The sequence below is a fragment of the Candidatus Thiodubiliella endoseptemdiera genome (assembly GCF_964212635.1).
Classification (GTDB): domain Bacteria; phylum Pseudomonadota; class Gammaproteobacteria; order PS1; family Pseudothioglobaceae; genus Thiodubiliella; species Thiodubiliella endoseptemdiera.
The window spans coordinates 886,932-905,729 of sequence record NZ_OZ156463.1; the positions used below are offsets into that span (position 1 = coordinate 886,932).

Consider the following 18,798-nt stretch of genomic DNA (forward strand, 5'->3'; position numbering starts at 1 on the left):
AATTAATAATCAGTTATAACAACACAAAGGACAACCCCATGCCAGGACAAACAAAATACTTCATCAGCAACACCAACGGCTTCTTCGTCAACTGGTATTCCGATATCACCGGACTTGAATCTCACGGACAAGCATTAAAAGCATCTGGCAATAGTGGAGACGATGCCGTCTATGTAGGACAAGGCACCAAAGTCGATGCAACAGGGCTTACTTCAACAGGTGGCAATGATTCAATTTATTTAACCGGCACTTTTAACAACTACGAACAAACACTAGATGGCAATACCTACACCTTCAAAAGAACTGTTAATATTAACGGTACTGAATACCAAGAAGAAGTCTCCTTCACAGCCTCTAATGGCGATAGGGTTTATTTTGCAGATGGTTTTGTTAAGATTGATATAACCGGCAATGACGGGCTATTAAATTTAAATACAGGCGCTTTTAAGAGAATTGAATCCACTGATATTGACAACAGTGAGTCAACTCCAGGTTTGGGGATTGGTTTAAGAATTACTGATGACAAGTCCGACACCGCTAAAGTTGGTGAAGTTATTACCTATACCTTTACTTTTGATGAAGCAGTTACAGATTTTGATATAAATGATATTACAGTTACAGGCGGTACAAAAGGTACTTTTACCTCTGTTAATGGTAGTGAAAGTGTCTATACTTTAGAACTAACCCCTCCTGCAAACAGCAAAGGCATAATAAACCTTACAGTAGCCGTTGATGCTGCTACTTCTAAAGTTAACACAGCACTAAAATCAGTTGCTGCCAGCAATAATCAAAGTTTTGATACTCAAGCCCCAACTTTGATTATCAGCGATGACAAGGCTGATACTTTAACCCTTAAAACTGGCGATACAATCACCTATACCTTTACCTTTAGTGAAGCAGTAACAGGTTTTGATAAAAGTGTTATCAACATCAGCAATGGTGCTATTAAGACAGGTACTGATTTAATTGCCAGCACAACACCTGCTGATGCAGGTAAAGTCTATACCTTAACTGTTGTACCTAGCAGTGACCTAGATGTAGGTTCTAACTTAACAGTGTCAGTGTCTGCTAATCCTGCAATTACAGACAGTGCGGGCAATGCTTACAGCACAACAGCAGCAAATAACGAGCAAGCAATTGACACCAAAGCCCCAGTAGCAGAACTCAGTGGCAATATGGCACCTAATGAAAACTTAACGATGACCTTTTTAGAGGCAGTTACAATAAACACAGCAGGCAGTATTGTCATTTATGATAAAGCCAACTCTGACACTCTTATTACGATTGATATAGCTAACCAAGTTAGTCTTGATAGCACTAACAAAATTATCACTATTAATCCAGGTAGTGATTTAATAGTCAATAAGAATTACTATGTCAAAATTGATGCAGGCACCTTTAAAGATACTGCAGGTAATAATTATGAGGGTATTGACAGCAATAGTGGTTGGGGCTTTCTGGTCTATTCATTCACCACCACAGCACAATGGGTAGATGCAAGTGGTAACTCTGTTAGCGACAATGGCATCAATGCCAGTGAATCTAGCACACTTGCCATTCAAGGCACATTAACAAATTCTGGCGGTGCAGCAGGCGTTGTTATCAGTGCTATTACATTTAAAGCAGCCAGTGGAACAACAGCCAATGACAGAGTTGTAGAGACCAGTAATCTACCCACTTTTGCATCTGCCGATGGTACCGAATGGACATTAGCCAATAGTAAAATACCGGCTTTAGTCAGTGGTGAGACCTATACGATTGAGATAAATTTATCTTCAACAGGTGGTGGCACAAGCACAGGTGGCAACACCACCCCTGTTTTAATTGACACTGCTGCCCCAATCATAACAAGCTGGGCAGTCAACTCACCAACAGATGGGCAATCAGGCTTTAAAGTGGATGATGTTATTGAGTTAACCATGACAACCAATGAAGCACTCTCGTTAAGCAATGCTACCAGTAGCAAAGTGACCATTGGTAATAAGGAATTTACACTAGATACCGGCAAAGGTGCCGCCAAAGCAGGGGCATCAGTAGATGAGTTAAAACAATTATTCTTTACTTACACTGTCAAAGTCGATGATAGTATCAATAAAGCAGATTTTGAGATTACCAATGAAAGTGCAATTACCTTGACAGGGGTAACCGATGTAGCAGGTAATATAGTTGCCACCACAGGTACTTATCCTGTTGAATTAGACCGTAATGTTGATGGTGTTGTGCCAACTATTGGAGACATTACACTAAACTGGGGAGATATTTTAAACGCTATTGAAGACAACAGCAATGGCACTGTAACAGTTGCCACAACTGGTGTAGAAAACAATCAAGAAGTCTCACTAGTTATTAACCAAAAAACTTATACAGGTACTGTTACCAGCAATAGTGCAACCATTACTGTTGCAGCCACAGATTTACAAGCATTAACCCATGGACAAACTTACAGCTATAAAGTCAATATAAAAGATACTGCTGGTAACCCAGCGATAGAGAAAATAGGTGATTTTAAAGTTGATACGGTTGCACCAACCTTGACCATTACCGATAATGAAGACGCTACAGCCAAAGCAGGTGAAGAAATCATCTTTACCTTTACCTTTAACGAGGTAGTAACAGAGTTTACCAAAGAGGACATTGTTATTACCAATGGCACTATTAAAGGTGGTGCTGATTTAGTATTGGTTACCACAGGTGTTAATGCCAATAAAGCCTATACCTTAGTTGTTGTGCCTAATACAGATACTCAAGGCAATCTAGAAGTTAGCGTTGCTGCTGATAAATTTGTAGATATTGCTGGTAATAGAAATATGGTTGCAGCAAATGATATTCAGGTTATTGATACCCTTGCGCCAAATGCACTCACTGCAACAGCACTTATTTCAGCTGAATCTAATGATGTGGTAGTGGACAACACTGCCCCAATCCTAACAACACAAGCTTCGGCCGAATTGGGTGAAACCTCAGACCTGATACTTGATTTTAATGAAGACATTCAAGCAGGTAGTACAGGTAGTATTGTTATTAAAGGTAGTGATGATGGAGTAATAGCAACCATTAATATTACTGAGACAACTAAATTCAGCATTGCTGGCGATAAACTCACCATTGATGTGTCAGCATTAGGTTTAACTGATAATAAATTAACCCAAGGCAGTTACTATATCACCATGGATGCAGGCACAGTAACTGACATAGCGGGTAACGATGCTGCTGCCATTACTAAAGATACTAACCAATGGGCATTTGAAACCAAAGCACTTTTTACCACAATCGCTTGGATAGGTGCCGATGATAACTACATTAATGATAGTGAAAAAGACGCAACCGCACTCTCAGGCAAAGTAACTGGAATAGGTACTTTAACGATTACCAAAATTGAGTTTTTTGAAGGTAGTAATACAGTAGGCACAGCAATAACTTCAGGATTACCAGCTGTTGCAGCTGACGGCACTTGGGCACTCGCACATTCTGCTATGCCATCTGAATTAGCCGATGGAAAAACCTACACGGCTGTAGTAACGCTTAGTGATGGCACCAATTCAGCAATTAGCACTAGCACAGCAGTAACTTATGACACCATTAACCCAACCCCAATCACGACCAATCCATGGACTTTAAGCGATATTCCAGCAGGACAATCTGCTTTTAAGACAGGCGATGTTATCAGCCTAACACTGACAATGAGTGAGACCTTGAAACTTAATAACACCACGGGCTCTAAAGTGGTCATTGCAGGCAAAGACTTTGTTTTGGATAAAACTGCCTCTACAACTGCAGGTGATAAGAAACTGGTGTTTAAATATAGCGTTCAAGCTGGAGATAGCATTGCCGCCACAGACTTTGATATTGACAATCCAACAAGCGATATTACGCTAAATAATATAACAGATGTCGCAGGTAATGCACCAGTATTTACCGCTGATAGAGTAGTGTTGGCTAAGACTAAGCTTGAGTATATTGAAAAAATAGGTTTGGGTAATAATCCTTTTGAGGGTATTGATGTGGGGAAAGCTTCTGCGCCAACCCTGGCCGATATTGACGGCGATGGCGACCTAGATTTGGTGGTGGGTGAGAATGATGGCACCCTTAAATACTATCAAAATACAGGCACTACTTCTAGCCCTGCTTATGAAGCAAAAACTGGAGGCAATAATCCTTTTAATGGCATTAATGCGGGGTTTTTCCCCAAACCAACCCTAGCTGATATTGACGGCGATGGTGACCTAGATTTGGTAGTGGGTGAGAATGATGGCACCCTTAAATACTATCAAAACACAGGCACTACTTCTAACCCTACTTATGAAGCAAAAACTGGAGATAGCAATCCTTTTGATGGCATTGATGTGAGGGATTTTTCCTCACCAAGCTTGGCTGATATTGACGGCGATGGCGACCTAGATTTGGTGGTGGGTGAGTTTTATGGCACCCTTAAATACTATCAAAATACAGGCACTACTTCTAACCCTGCTTATGAAGTAAAAACTGGAGATAGTAATCCTTTTAATGGCATTGATGTGGGGTATTATTCCACACCAACCCTGGCCGATATTGACGGCGATGGCGACCTAGATTTGGTGGTGGGTGAGAGTGCTGGCACCCTTAAATACTATCAAAATACAGGTACTACTTCTAACCCTGCTTATGAAGCAAAAACTGGAGATAGCAATCCTTTTAATGGCATTGATGTGGGATATTCTGCCAAACCAACCCTAGCCGATATTGATGGCGATGGCGACCTAGATTTGGTGGTGGGTAAGTATGATGGCACCCTTAAATACTACTACAATCAACAACCTTCTTCTGTAGATGGACAAGCCCCAACTCCAACGGCTACTAACTCATGGACTCTAAGCAATATTCCAGCAGGACAATCTGCTTTTAAGGCAGGGGATGTTATCAGCCTAACTTTGACAATGAGTGAGACCTTGAAACTTAATAACACCACAGGCTCTAAAGTGGTCATTGCAGGCAAAGACTTTGTTTTGGATAAAACTGCCTCTACAACTGCAGGTGATAAGAAACTGGTGTTTAAATATAGTGTTCAAGCTGGAGATAGCATTGCCGCTACAGACTTTGATATTGACAATCCAACAAGCGATATTACGCTAAATAATATAACAGATGTCGCAGGTAATGCACCAGTATTTACCGCTGATAGAGTAGTGTTGACTAAGCTTGAGTATATTGAAAAAATAGGTTCGGGCAATAATCCTTTTGAGGGTATTGATGTGGGGAATGCTTCTGCGCCAACCCTGGCTGATATTGACGGCGATGGCGACCTAGATTTAGTGGTGGGTGAGGAGAATCGCACCCTTAAATACTATCAAAATACAGGCACTACTTCTAACCCTGCTTATGAAGCAAAAACTGGAGGTAGCAATCCTTTTAATGGCATTAATGCGGGGTTTTTCCCCAAACCAACCCTAGCTGATATTGACGGCGATGGTGACCTAGATTTGGTAGTGGGTGAGAATGATGGCACCCTTAAATACTATCAAAATACAGGCACTACTTCTAACCCTGCTTATGAAGCAAAAACTGGAGATGACAATCCTTTTAATGGCATTGATGTGGGGTATTATTCCACACCAACCTTGGCTGATATTGACGGCGATGGTGACCTAGATTTGGTGATGGGTGAGGCTTATGGCACCCTTAAATACTATCAAAATACAGGCACTACTTCTAACCCTGCTTATGAAGCAAAAACTGGAGATGACAATCCTTTTAATGGCATTGATGTGGGGGATTCTTCCAAACCAACCCTAGCCGATATTGATGGCGATGGCGACCTAGATTTGGTGGTGGGTGAGAGTGATGGCACCCTTAAATACTATCAAAATACAGGCACCACTTCTAACCCTGCTTATGAAGCAAAAATTGGAGATGGCAATCCTTTTAATGGCATTGATGTGGGGCGTTATTCCGCACCAGTCCTAGCCGATATTGATGGCGATGGCGACCTAGATTTGGTGGTGGGTGAGCAGAATGGCACCCTTAAATATTATTACAATCAACAACCTTCTTCTGTAGATGGACAAGCGCCAACTCTAACAACACAAGCCAGCGTTATCTTAGAGGAAACCTCAGATTTAGTGCTTGACTTTAGTGAAAATATTAAAGCAGGTACGGGCAGTATTCTCATCAAGAATAATAGCGATGTAACAGTAGCAACTATTAATATCGCTAGTGATACAAATAAATTTAGCATTGCCAATGATAAACTTACTATTGATGTATCAGCATTAGGTTTAACCAATAATAAACTTACCGTAGGCAGTTACTATTTAGAAATGAACTCTGGTGCTATAACGGATATGTCAGGCAACGATGCACTGGGTATTGCTAAAAACAGCAACCAATGGGCATTTGAAACCACCGTCCTTACTACCGACATTGTTTGGGCAGGTGCCGATGATAATTACATTAATAATAACGAGAAAGATGCAACCACACTCTCAGGCAAAGCAACTGGAATAGGTACTTTAACGATTACCAAAATTGAGTTTTTTGAAGGTAGTAATACAGTAGGCACAGCAATAACTTCAGGATTACCAGCTGTTGCAGCTGACGGCACTTGGGCACTCGCACATTCTGCTATGCCATCTGAATTAGCCGATGGAAAAACCTACACGGCTGTAGTAACGCTTAGTGATGGCACCAATTCAGCAATTAGCACTAGCACAGCAGTAACTTATGACACCATTAACCCAATCCCAATCACGACCAATCCATGGACTTTAAGCGATATTCCAGCAGGACAATCTGCTTTTAAGGCAGGCGATGTTATCAGCCTAACACTGACAATGAGCGAGACCTTGAAACTTAATAACACCACAGGCTCTAAAGTGGTCATTGCAGGCAAAGACTTTGTTTTGGATAAAACTGCCTCTACAACTGCAGGTGATAAGAAACTGGTGTTTAAATATAGTGTTCAAGCTGGAGATAGCATTGCCGCTACAGACTTTGATATTGACAATCCAACAAGCGATATTACGCTAAATAATATAACAGATGTCGCAGGTAATGCACCAGTATTTACCGCTGATAGAGTAGTGTTGGCTAAGCTTGAGTATATTGAAAAAATAGGTTCGGGCAATAATCCTTTTGAGGGTATTGATGTGGGGAATGTTTCTGTGCCAACCCTGGCTGATATTGACGGCGATGGCGACCTAGATTTGGTGGTGGGTGAGGGTAATGGCACCCTTAAATACTATCAAAATACAGGCACTACTTCTAACCCTGCTTATGAAGTAAAAACTGGAGGTAGCAATCCTTTTAATGGCATTGATGTGGGAAATGCTGCCTCACCAATCCTAGTCGATATTGACGGCGATGGCGACCTAGATTTGGTGGTGGGTGAGAAGAATGGCACCCTTAAATACTATCAAAATACAGGCACTACTTCTAACCCTGCTTATGAAGCAAAAACTGGAGATGACAATCCTTTTAATGGCATTGATGTGGGGTATTATTCCACACCAACCTTGGCTGATATTGATGGCGATGGTGATCTAGATTTGGTGATGGGTGAGGTTTATGGCACCCTTAAATACTATCAAAATACAGGCACTACTTCTAACCCTGCTTATGAAGCAAAAACTGGAGATGACAATCCTTTTAATGGCATTGATGTGGGGCTTTACTCCACACCAACCTTGGCTGATATTGATGGCGATGGTGATCTAGATTTGGTAGTGGGTGAGGTTTATGGCACCCTTAAATACTATCAAAATACAGGTACTACTTCTAACCCTGCTTATGAAGCAAAAACTGGAGGTAGCAATCCTTTTAATGGCATTGATGTGGGGGAATTTTTCGCACCAACCCTAGCCGATATTGACGGCGATGGCGACCTGGATTTGGTGGTGGGTAAGAATGATGGCACCCTTAAATATTACTACAATCAACAACCTTCTTCTGTAGATGGACAAGCGCCAACTCTAACAACACAAGCCAGCGTTATCTTAGAGGAAACCTCAGATTTAGTGCTTGACTTTAGTGAAAATATTAAAGCAGGTACGGGCAGTATTCTCATCAAGAATAGTAGCGATGTAACAGTAGCAACTATTAATATCGCTAGTGATACAAATAAATTTAGCATTACCAATGATAAACTTACTATTGATGTATCAGCATTAGGTTTAACCAATAATAAACTTACCGTAGGCAGTTACTATTTAGAAATGAACTCTGGTGCTATAACGGATATGTCAGGCAACGATGCACTGGGTATTGCTAAAAACAGCAACCAATGGGCATTTAAAACCACCGTCCTTACTACCGACATTGTTTGGGCAGGTGCCGATGATAATTACATTAATAATAACGAGAAAGATGCAACCACACTCTCAGGCAAAGCAACTGGAATAGGTACTTTAACGATTACCAAAATTGAGTTTTTTGAAGGTAGTAATACAGTAGGCACAGCAATAACTTCAGGATTACCAGTTGTTGCAGCTGACGGCACTTGGGCACTCGCACATTCTGCTATGCCATCTGAATTAGTCGATGGAAAAACCTACACGGCTGTAGTAACGCTTAGTGATGGCACCAATTCAGCAATTAGCACTAGCACAGCAGTAACTTATGACACCATTAACCCAACCCCAATCACGACCAATCCATGGACTTTAAGCGATATTCCAGCAGGACAATCTGCTTTTAAGGTAGGCGATGTTATCAGCCTAACACTGACAATGAGCGAGACCTTGAAACTTAATAACACCACAGGCTCTAAAGTGGTCATTGCAGGCAAAGACTTTGTTTTGGATAAAACCGCCTCTACAACTGCAGGTGATAAGAAACTGGTGTTTAAATATAGTGTTCAAGCTGGAGATAGCATTGCCGCCACAGACTTTGATATTGACAATCCAACAAGCGATATTACGCTAAATAATATAACAGATGTCGCAGGTAATGCACCAGTATTTACCGCTGATAGAGTAGTGTTGACTAAGCTTGAGTATATTGAAAAAACAGGTTCGGGCAATAATCCTTTTGAGGGTATTGATGTGGGGAATGCTTCTGCGCCAACCCTGGCTGATATTGACGGCGATGGCGACCTAGATTTGGTGGTGGGTGAGGGTAATGGCACCCTTAAATACTATCAAAATACAGGCACTACTTCTAACCCTGCTTATGAAGTAAAAACTGGAGGTAGCAATCCTTTTAATGGCATTGATGTGGGAAATGCTGCCTCACCAATCCTAGTCGATATTGACGGCGATGGCGACCTAGATTTGGTGGTGGGTGAGAGGAATGGCACCCTTAAATACTATCAAAATACAGGCACTACTTCTAACCCTGCTTATGAAGCAAAAACTGGAGATGACAATCCTTTTAATGGCATTGATGTGGGGTATTATTCCACACCAACCTTGGCTGATATTGACGGCGATGGTGACCTAGATTTGGTGATGGGTGAGGTTTATGGCACCCTTAAATACTATCAAAATACAGGCACTACTTCTAACCCTGCTTATGAAGCAAAAACTGGAGATGACAATCCTTTTAATGGCATTGATGTGGGGCTTTATTCCACACCAACCTTGGCTGATATTGATGGCGATGGTGATCTAGATTTGGTAGTGGGTGAGGTTTATGGCACCCTTAAATACTATCAAAATACAGGTACTACTTCTAACCCTGCTTATGAAGCAAAAACTGGAGATAGTAATCCTTTTAATGGCATTGATGTGGGGGAATTTTTCGCACCAACCCTAGCCGATATTGACGGCGATGGCGACCTGGATTTGGTGGTGGGTAAGAATGATGGCACCCTTAAATATTATTACAATCAACAACCTTCTTCTGTAGATGGACAAGCGCCAACTCTAACAACACAAGCCAGCGTTATCTTAGAGGAAACCTCAGATTTAGTGCTTGACTTTAGTGAAAATATTAAAGCAGGTACGGGCAGTATTCTCATCAAGAATAGTAGCGATGTAACAGTAGCAACTATTAATATCGCTAGTGATACAAATAAATTTAGCATTACCAATGATAAACTTACTATTGATGTATCAGCATTAGGTTTAACCAATAATAAACTTACCGTAGGCAGTTACTATTTAGAAATGAACTCTGGTGCTATAACGGATATGTCAGGCAACGATGCACTGGGTATTGCTAAAAACAGCAACCAATGGGCATTTAAAACCACCGTCCTTACTACCGACATTGTTTGGGCAGGTGCCGATGATAATTACATTAATAATAACGAGAAAGATGCAACCACACTCTCAGGCAAAGCAACTGGAATAGGTACTTTAACGATTACCAAAATTGAGTTTTTTGAAGGTAGTAATACAGTAGGCACAGCAATAACTTCAGGATTACCAGTTGTTGCAGCTGACGGCACTTGGGCACTCGCACATTCTGCTATGCCATCTGAATTAGCCGATGGAAAAACCTACACGGCTGTAGTAACGCTTAGTGATGGCACCAATTCAGCAATTAGCACTAGCACAGCAGTAACTTATGACACCATTAACCCAACCCCAATCACGACCAATCCATGGACTTTAAGCGATATTCCAGCAGGACAATCTGCTTTTAAGGTAGGCGATGTTATCAGCCTAACACTGACAATGAGCGAGACCTTGAAACTTAATAACACCACAGGCTCTAAAGTGGTCATTGCAGGCAAAGACTTTGTTTTGGATAAAACCGCCTCTACAACTGCAGGTGATAAGAAACTGGTGTTTAAATATAGCGTTCAAGCCGGAGATAGCATTGCCGCTACAGACTTTGATATTGACAACCCAACAAGCGATATTACGCTAAATAATATAACAGATGTCGCAGGTAATGCACCAGTATTTACCGCTGATAGAGTAGTGTTGGCTAAGGCTAAGCTTGAGTATATTGAAAAAACAGGTTCGGGCAATAATCCTTTTGAGGGTATTGATGTGGGGTATGTTTCTGTGCCAATCTTGGCTGATATTGACGGCGATGGCGACCTAGATTTGGTGGTGGGTGAGAATGATGGCACCCTTAAATACTATCAAAATACAGGCACTACTTCTAACCCTGCTTATGAAGCAAAAACTGGAGATGACAATCCTTTTAATAGCATTAATGTGGGGATTTATTCCGGACCAACCCTAGCCGATATTGACGGCGATGGCGACCTAGATTTGGTGATGGGTGAGGCTTATGGCACCCTTAAATACTATCAAAATACAGGCACTACTTCTAACCCTGCTTATGAAGTAAAAACTGGAGGTAGCAATCCTTTTAATAGCATTGATGTGGGGGATTTTTCCAAACCAACCCTAGCCGATATTGACGGCGATGGCGACCTAGATTTGGTGGTGGGTGAGAAGTATGGCACCCTTAAATACTATCAAAATACAGGCACTACTTCTAACCCTGCTTATGAAGCAAAAACTGGAGGTAGCAATCCTTTTAATAGCATTGATGTGGGGGATTTTGCTACACCAACCCTAGCCGATATTGACGGCGATGGCGACCTAGATTTGGTGGTGGGTGAGTATTATGGCACCCTTAAATACTATCAAAATACAGGCACTACTTCTAACCCTGCTTATGAAGTAAAAACTGGAGGTAGCAATCCTTTTAATAGCATTGATGTGGGGGATTTTTCCAAACCAACCCTAGCCGATATTGACGGCGATGGCGACCTAGATTTGGTGGTGGGTGAGAATAATGGCACCCTTAAATATTATTACAATCAACAATCTTTTTTTGTAGATGGACAAGCGCCAACTCTAACAACACAAGCCAGCGTTATCTTAGAGGAAACCTCAGATTTAGTGCTTGACTTTAGTGAAAATATTAAAGCAGGTACGGGCAGTATTCTCATCAAGAATAATAGCGATGTAACAGTAGCAACCATTAATATCGCTAGTGATACAAATAAATTTAGCATTACCAATGATAAACTTACTATTGATGTATCAGCATTAGGTTTAACCAATAATAAACTTACCGTAGGCAGTTACTATTTAGAAATGAACCCTGGTGCTGTAACGGATATGTCAGGCAACGATGCACTGGGTATTGCTAAAGACACTAACCAATGGGCATTTGAAATCATCGTCCTTACTACCGACATTGTTTGGGCAGGTGCCGATGATAATTACATTAATAATAACGAGAAAGATGCAACCACACTCTCAGGCACAGTAGCGGGAGCAGGTACCTTATCTATTACTAAGATTGAATTTTTTGAAGGCAGTAATTCAGTAGCCACAGTTTCAAGTTTGCCAACCATTGCGGATGATAAAACTTGGACACTGGCACATGCCAATATGCCATCTGAATTAGCCGATGGAAAAACCTACACGGCTGTAGTAACGCTTAGTGATGGCACCAATTCAGCAATTAGCACTAGCACAGCAGTAACTTATGACACCATTAACCCAACCCCAATCACGACCAATCCATGGACTCTAAGCGATATTCCAGCGGGACAATCTGCTTTTAAGACAGGCGATGTTATCAGCCTAACACTGACAATGAGTGAGACCTTGAAACTTAATAACACCACAGGCTCTAAAGTGGTCATTGTAGGCAAAGACTTTGTTTTGGATAAAACTGCCTCTACAACTGCAGGTGATAAGAAACTGGTGTTTAAATATAGTGTTCAAGCTGGAGATAGCATTGCCGCTACAGACTTTGATATTGACAACCCAACAAGAGATATTACGCTAAATAATATAACAGATGTCGCAGGTAATGCACCAGTATTTACCGCTGATAGAGTAGTGTTGGCTAAGCTTGGGTATATTGAAAAAATAGGTTTGGGTAATAATCCTTTTAATGGTATTGATGTGGGGAATGCTTCTGCGCCAACCCTGGCTGATATTGACGGCGATGGCGACCTAGATTTAGTGGTGGGTGAGGAGAATCACACCCTTAAATACTATCAAAATACAGGCACTACTTCTAACCCTGCTTATGAAGCAAAAACTGGAGGTAGCAATCCTTTTAATGGCATTAATGCGGGGTTTTTCCCCAAACCAACCCTAGCTGATATTGACGGCGATGGTGACCTAGATTTGGTAGTGGGTGAGAATGATGGCACCCTTAAATACTATCAAAATACAGGCACTACCTCTAACCCTGCCTATGAAGCAAAAACTGGAGATGACAATCCTTTTAATGGCATTTATGCGGGATATTCTTCCTCACCAATCCTAGTCGATATTGACGGCGATGGCGACCTAGATTTGGTGATGGGTGAGGCTTATGGCACCCTTAAATACTATCAAAATACAGGCACTACTTCTAACCCTGCTTATGAAGTAAAAACTGGAGGTAGCAATCCTTTTAATAGTATTGATGTGGGGGATTCTTCCAAACCAACCCTAGCCGATATTGATGGCGATGGCGACCTAGATTTGGTGGTGGGTGAGAGTGATGGCACCCTTAAATACTATCAAAATACAGGCACCACTTCTAACCCTGCTTATGAAGCAAAAATTGGAGATGACAATCCTTTTAATGGCATTGATGTGGGGCGTTATTCCGCACCAGTCCTAGCCGATATTGACGGCGATGGCGACCTAGATTTGGTGGTGGGTGAGCAGAATGGCACCCTTAAATATTATTACAATCAACAACCTTCTTCTGTAGATGGACAAGCTCCAACTCTAACAACACAAGCCAGTGTTACCTTAGGTGAAACCTCAGATCTAGTGCTTGACTTTAGTGAAAATATTAAAGCAGGCACGGGCAGTATTCTCATCAAGAATAGTAGCGATGTAACAGTAGCAACGATTAATATCGCTAGTGATACAAATAAATTTAGCATTACCAATGATAAACTTACTATTGATGTATCAGCATTAGGTTTAACCAATAATAAACTTACCGTAGGCAGTTACTATTTAGAAATGAACTCTGGTGCTATAACGGATATGTCAGGCAACGATGCACTGGGTATTGCTAAAAACAGCAACCAATGGGCATTTAAAACCATCGTCCTTACTACCGACATTGTTTGGGCAGGTGCCGATGATAATTACATTAATAATAACGAGAAAGATGCAACCACACTCTCAGGCACAGTAGCGGGAGCAGGTACCTTATCTATTACTAAGATTGAATTTTTTGAAGGCAGTAATTCAGTAGCCACAGTTTCAAGTTTGCCAACCATTGCGGATGATAAAACTTGGACACTGGCACATGCCAATATGCCATCTGAATTAGCCGATGGAAAAACCTACACGGCTGTAGTAACGCTTAGTGATGGCACCAATTCAACAATTAGCACTAGCACAGCAGTAACTTATGACATCATTAACCCAACCCCAATCACGACCAATCCATGGACTCTAAGCAATATTCCAGCAGGACAATCTGCTTTTAAGGTAGGGGATGTTATCAGCCTAACACTGACAATGAGCGAGACCTTGAAACTTAATAACACCACAGGCTCTAAAGTGGTCATTGCAGGTAAAGACTTTGTTTTGGATAAAACTGCCTCTACAACTGCAGGTGATAAGAAACTGGTGTTTAAATATAGCGTTCAAGCCGGAGATAGCATTGCCGCTACAGACTTTGATATTGACAACCCAACAAGCGATATTACGCTAAATAATATAACAGATGTCGCAGGTAATGCACCAGTATTTACCGCTGATAGAGTAGTGTTGGCTAAGTTTGAGTATATTGAAAAAACAGGTTTGGGTAATAATCCTTTTGAGGGTATTGATGTGGGGGATCGCTCCAAACCAACCCTAGCCGATATTGACGGCGATGGCGACCTGGATTTGGTGGTGGGTGAGAATAATGGCACCCTTAAATACTATCAAAACACAGGCACTACTTCTAACCCTGCTTATGAAGCAAAAACTGGAGACAGCAATCCTTTTAATGGCATTGATGTGGGAAATGCTGCCTCACCAACCCTAGCCGATATTGACGGCGATGGCGACCTAGATTTGGTGGTGGGTGAGAATTATGGCACCCTTAAATACTATCAAAATACAGGCACTACTTCTAACCCTGCTTATGAAGCAAAAACTGGAGATGACAATCCTTTTAATGGCATTGATGTGGGGTATGTTTCTGTGCCAAACTTGGCTGATATTGATGGCGATGGCGACCTAGATTTGGTGGTGGGTGAGAATGATGGCACCCTTAAATACTTTCAAAATACAGGCACTACTTCTAGCCCTGCTTATGAAGTAAAAACTGGAGATGACAATCCTTTTAATGGCATTGATGTGGGGGATTATTCCAAACCAACCCTAGCCGATATTGATGGCGATGGCGACCTAGATTTGATGGTGGGTAAGAATGATGGCACCCTTAAATACTATCAAAACACAGGCACTACTTCTAACCCTGCTTATGAAGCAAAAACTGGAGGTGATAATCCTTTTAATGGCATTAAAATGGGATATTCTTCCTCACCAACCTTGGCTGATATTGATGGCGATGGCGACCTAGATTTGGTGGTGGGTAAGGATGATGGCACCCTTAAATATTATTACAATCAACAATCTTTCTTTGTAGATACTCAAGCCCCAACCCCAATCACGACCAATCCATGGACTCTAAGCGATATTCCAGCAGGACAATCTGCTTTTAAGACAGGCGATGTTATCAGCCTAACACTGACAATGAGCGAGACCTTGAAACTTAATAACACCACAGGCTCTAAAGTGGTCATTGCAGGCAAAGACTTTGTTTTGGATAAAACCGCCTCTACAACTGCAGGTGATAAGAAACTGGTGTTTAAATATAGTGTTCAAGCTGGAGATAGCATTGCCGCTACAGACTTTGATATTGACAATCCAACAAGCGATATTACGCTAAATAATATAACAGATGTCGCAGGTAATGCACCAGTATTTACCGCTGATAGAGTAGTGTTGGCTAAGACTAAGCTTGAGTATATTGAAAAAACAGGTTCGGGCAATAATCCTTTTGAGGGTATTGATGTGGGGAATGCTTCTGCGCCAACCCTGGCTGATATTGACGGCGATGGCGACCTAGATTTGGTGGTGGGTGAGAAGAATGGCACCCTTAAATACTATCAAAATACAGGCACTACTTCTAGCCCTGCTTATGAAGCAAAAACTGGAGGCAATAATCCTTTTAATGGCATTGATGTGGGAGGTTATTCCTCACCAACCCTAGCCGATATTGACGGCGATGGCAACCTAGATTTGGTGGTGGGTGAGCGTGATGGCACCCTTAAATACTATCAAAATACAGGCACTACTTCTAACCCTGCTTATGAAGCAAAAACTGGAGATGACAATCCTTTTAATGGCATTGATGTGGGACATTATTCCACGCCAAACTTGGCTGATATTGATGGCGATGGTGATCTAGATTTGGTAGTGGGTGAGGTTTATGGCACCCTTAAATATTATCAAAATACAAGCTCTACTTCTAACCCTGCTTATGAAGCAAAAACTGGAGATGACAATCCTTTTAATGGCATTGATGTGGGATATTCTTCCAAACCAACCCTAGCCGATATTGACGGCGATGGCGACCTAGATTTGGTGATGGGTGAGGCTTATGGCACCCTTAAATACTATCAAAATACAGGCACTACTTCTAACCCTGCTTATGAAGCAAAAATTGGAGATGACAATCCTTTTAATGGCATTGATGTGGGGGATTATTCCTCACCAGTGGGGGATTATTCCTCACCAGTCCTAGCTGATATTGATGGTGATGGCGACCTAGACTTGGTGGTGGGTGAGCAGAATGGCACCCTTAAATATTACTACAATCAACAACCTTCTTCTGTAGATACTCAAGCCCCAACCCCAATCACGACCAATCCATGGACTCTAAGCGATATTCCAGCAGGACAATCTGCTTTTAAGACAGGCGATGTTATCAGCCTAACACTGACAATGAGTGAGACCTTGAAACTTAATAACACCACAGACTCTAAAGTGGTCATTGCAGGCAAAGACTTTGTTTTGGATAAAACTGCCTCTACAACTGCAGGTGATAAGAAACTGGTGTTTAAATATAGTGTTCAAGCTGGAGATAGCATTGCCGCTACAGACTTTGATATTGACAATCCAACAAGCGATATTACGCTAAATAATATAACAGATGTCGCAGGTAATGCACCAGTATTTACCGCTGATAGAGTAGTGTTGGCTAAGACTAAGCTTGAGTATATTGAAAAAATAGGTTCGGGCAATAATCCTTTTGAGGGTATTGATGTGGGAAATGTTTCTGTGCCAATCTTGGCTGATATTGACGGCGATGGCGACCTAGATTTGGTGGTGGGTGAGGGTAATGGCACCCTTAAATACTATCAAAATACAGGCACTACTTCTAGCCCTGCTTATGAAGCAAAAACTGTAGGTAGCAATCCTTTTAATGGCATTGATGTGGTGTTTTTCCCCAAACCAACCCTAGCTGATATTGACGGCGATGGTGACCTAGATTTGGTAGTGGGTGAGAATGATGGCACCCTTAAATACTATCAAAACACAGGCACTACTTCTAACCCTGCTTATGAAGCAAAAACTGGAGATAGTAATCCTTTTAATGGCATTGATGCGGGATATTCTTCCTCACCAATCCTAGTCGATATTGACGGCGATGGTGACCTAGATTTGGTGGTGGGTGAGAATAATGGCACCCTTAAATACTATCAAAACAAAGGCACTACTTCTAACCCTGCTTATGAAGCAAAAACTGGAGATAGTAATCCTTTTAATGGCATTGATGCGGGATATTCTTCCTCACCAATCCTAGCCGATATTGACGGCGATGGCGACCTAGATTTGGTGGTGGGTGAGTTTAATGGCACCCTTAAACACTATCAAAATACAGGCACTACTTCTAACCCTGCTTATGAAGTAAAAACTGGAGGTAGCAATCCTTTTAATAGCATTGATGTGGGGCGTTATTCCGCACCAGTCCTAGCTGATATTGATGGTGATGGCGACCTAGACTTGGTGGTGGGTGGGCAGAGTGGTAAACTTAAATATTACTACAATCAACAACCTTCTTCTGTAGATGGACAAGTTCCAACCTTTACAGAAAAAACCAGCGATACCAATGTCTTAGGCGAGCCTTCAAATCTAGTAATTGAGTTTTCTGAAAACATCAAAACAAATGGTGGCATTGTTGAAATCTGGAATAGCGCAGAAAAAGTTGCAACTATTAGCATTACTAATGCTAATATTAGCGACACAACACTCACTCTTAACCCAAATAGTTTAACTTCAGGTGTTTATTACATCAAAATGGCATCAGGCGTTATAACTGACACCTCGGGTAATGACTTTGCAGGTATTGATAATACCTCAGGTAAAACTTGGGCATTTGCATATAATTTTTATATCGGCACCGATAACGCCGATACTATAACGGGCAGTGCAGGTGACGATACTATAAATGGTGGTGCAGGCAACGACACTATAAATGGCGGTTCAGGCAGTGATATTTTTGTTTATGCAAATACAGATAATGGCGAAGACACCATAACTGGCTTCATATTTGGTGCTGGTGGTGATAAATTAGATTTAAAAGATTTTATTACCGCTAGTGGTAACCAAGCGACACTTTTTGCTAATATTGATAAATATATTACAGTGTCAGATACTGGCACTGCAGGTAGTGCCAAACTAACGATTGATGCTGATGGCACGGTTACAGATGATGTTGCTGATTTGGTTATCAATCTACAAGGGGTTTCTGGTATTGGTGGCTCCTCTACTCCCGACACAGTTGCATTAGGGCACTTTATAACTGATAATCTTATTCTTGTATAAGGTAAACTAATAAAAAACTTAAACTTGAAGGAATAAGTAAATATGTATAATTAATAATCAG

General features: G+C 41.4%; 1 protein-coding gene. It reads left to right on the forward strand.

Going from position 1 to position 18,798, the window contains the following annotated elements:
• Window positions 1-38 precede the first annotated feature (38 nt).
• Window positions 39-18,737: an FG-GAP-like repeat-containing protein gene (locus tag AB8525_RS04725; RefSeq protein WP_369178909.1), complete on the forward strand. Its 18,699-nt coding sequence runs from the start codon at window positions 39-41 to the stop codon at window positions 18,735-18,737.
• Window positions 18,738-18,798 lie beyond the last annotated feature (61 nt).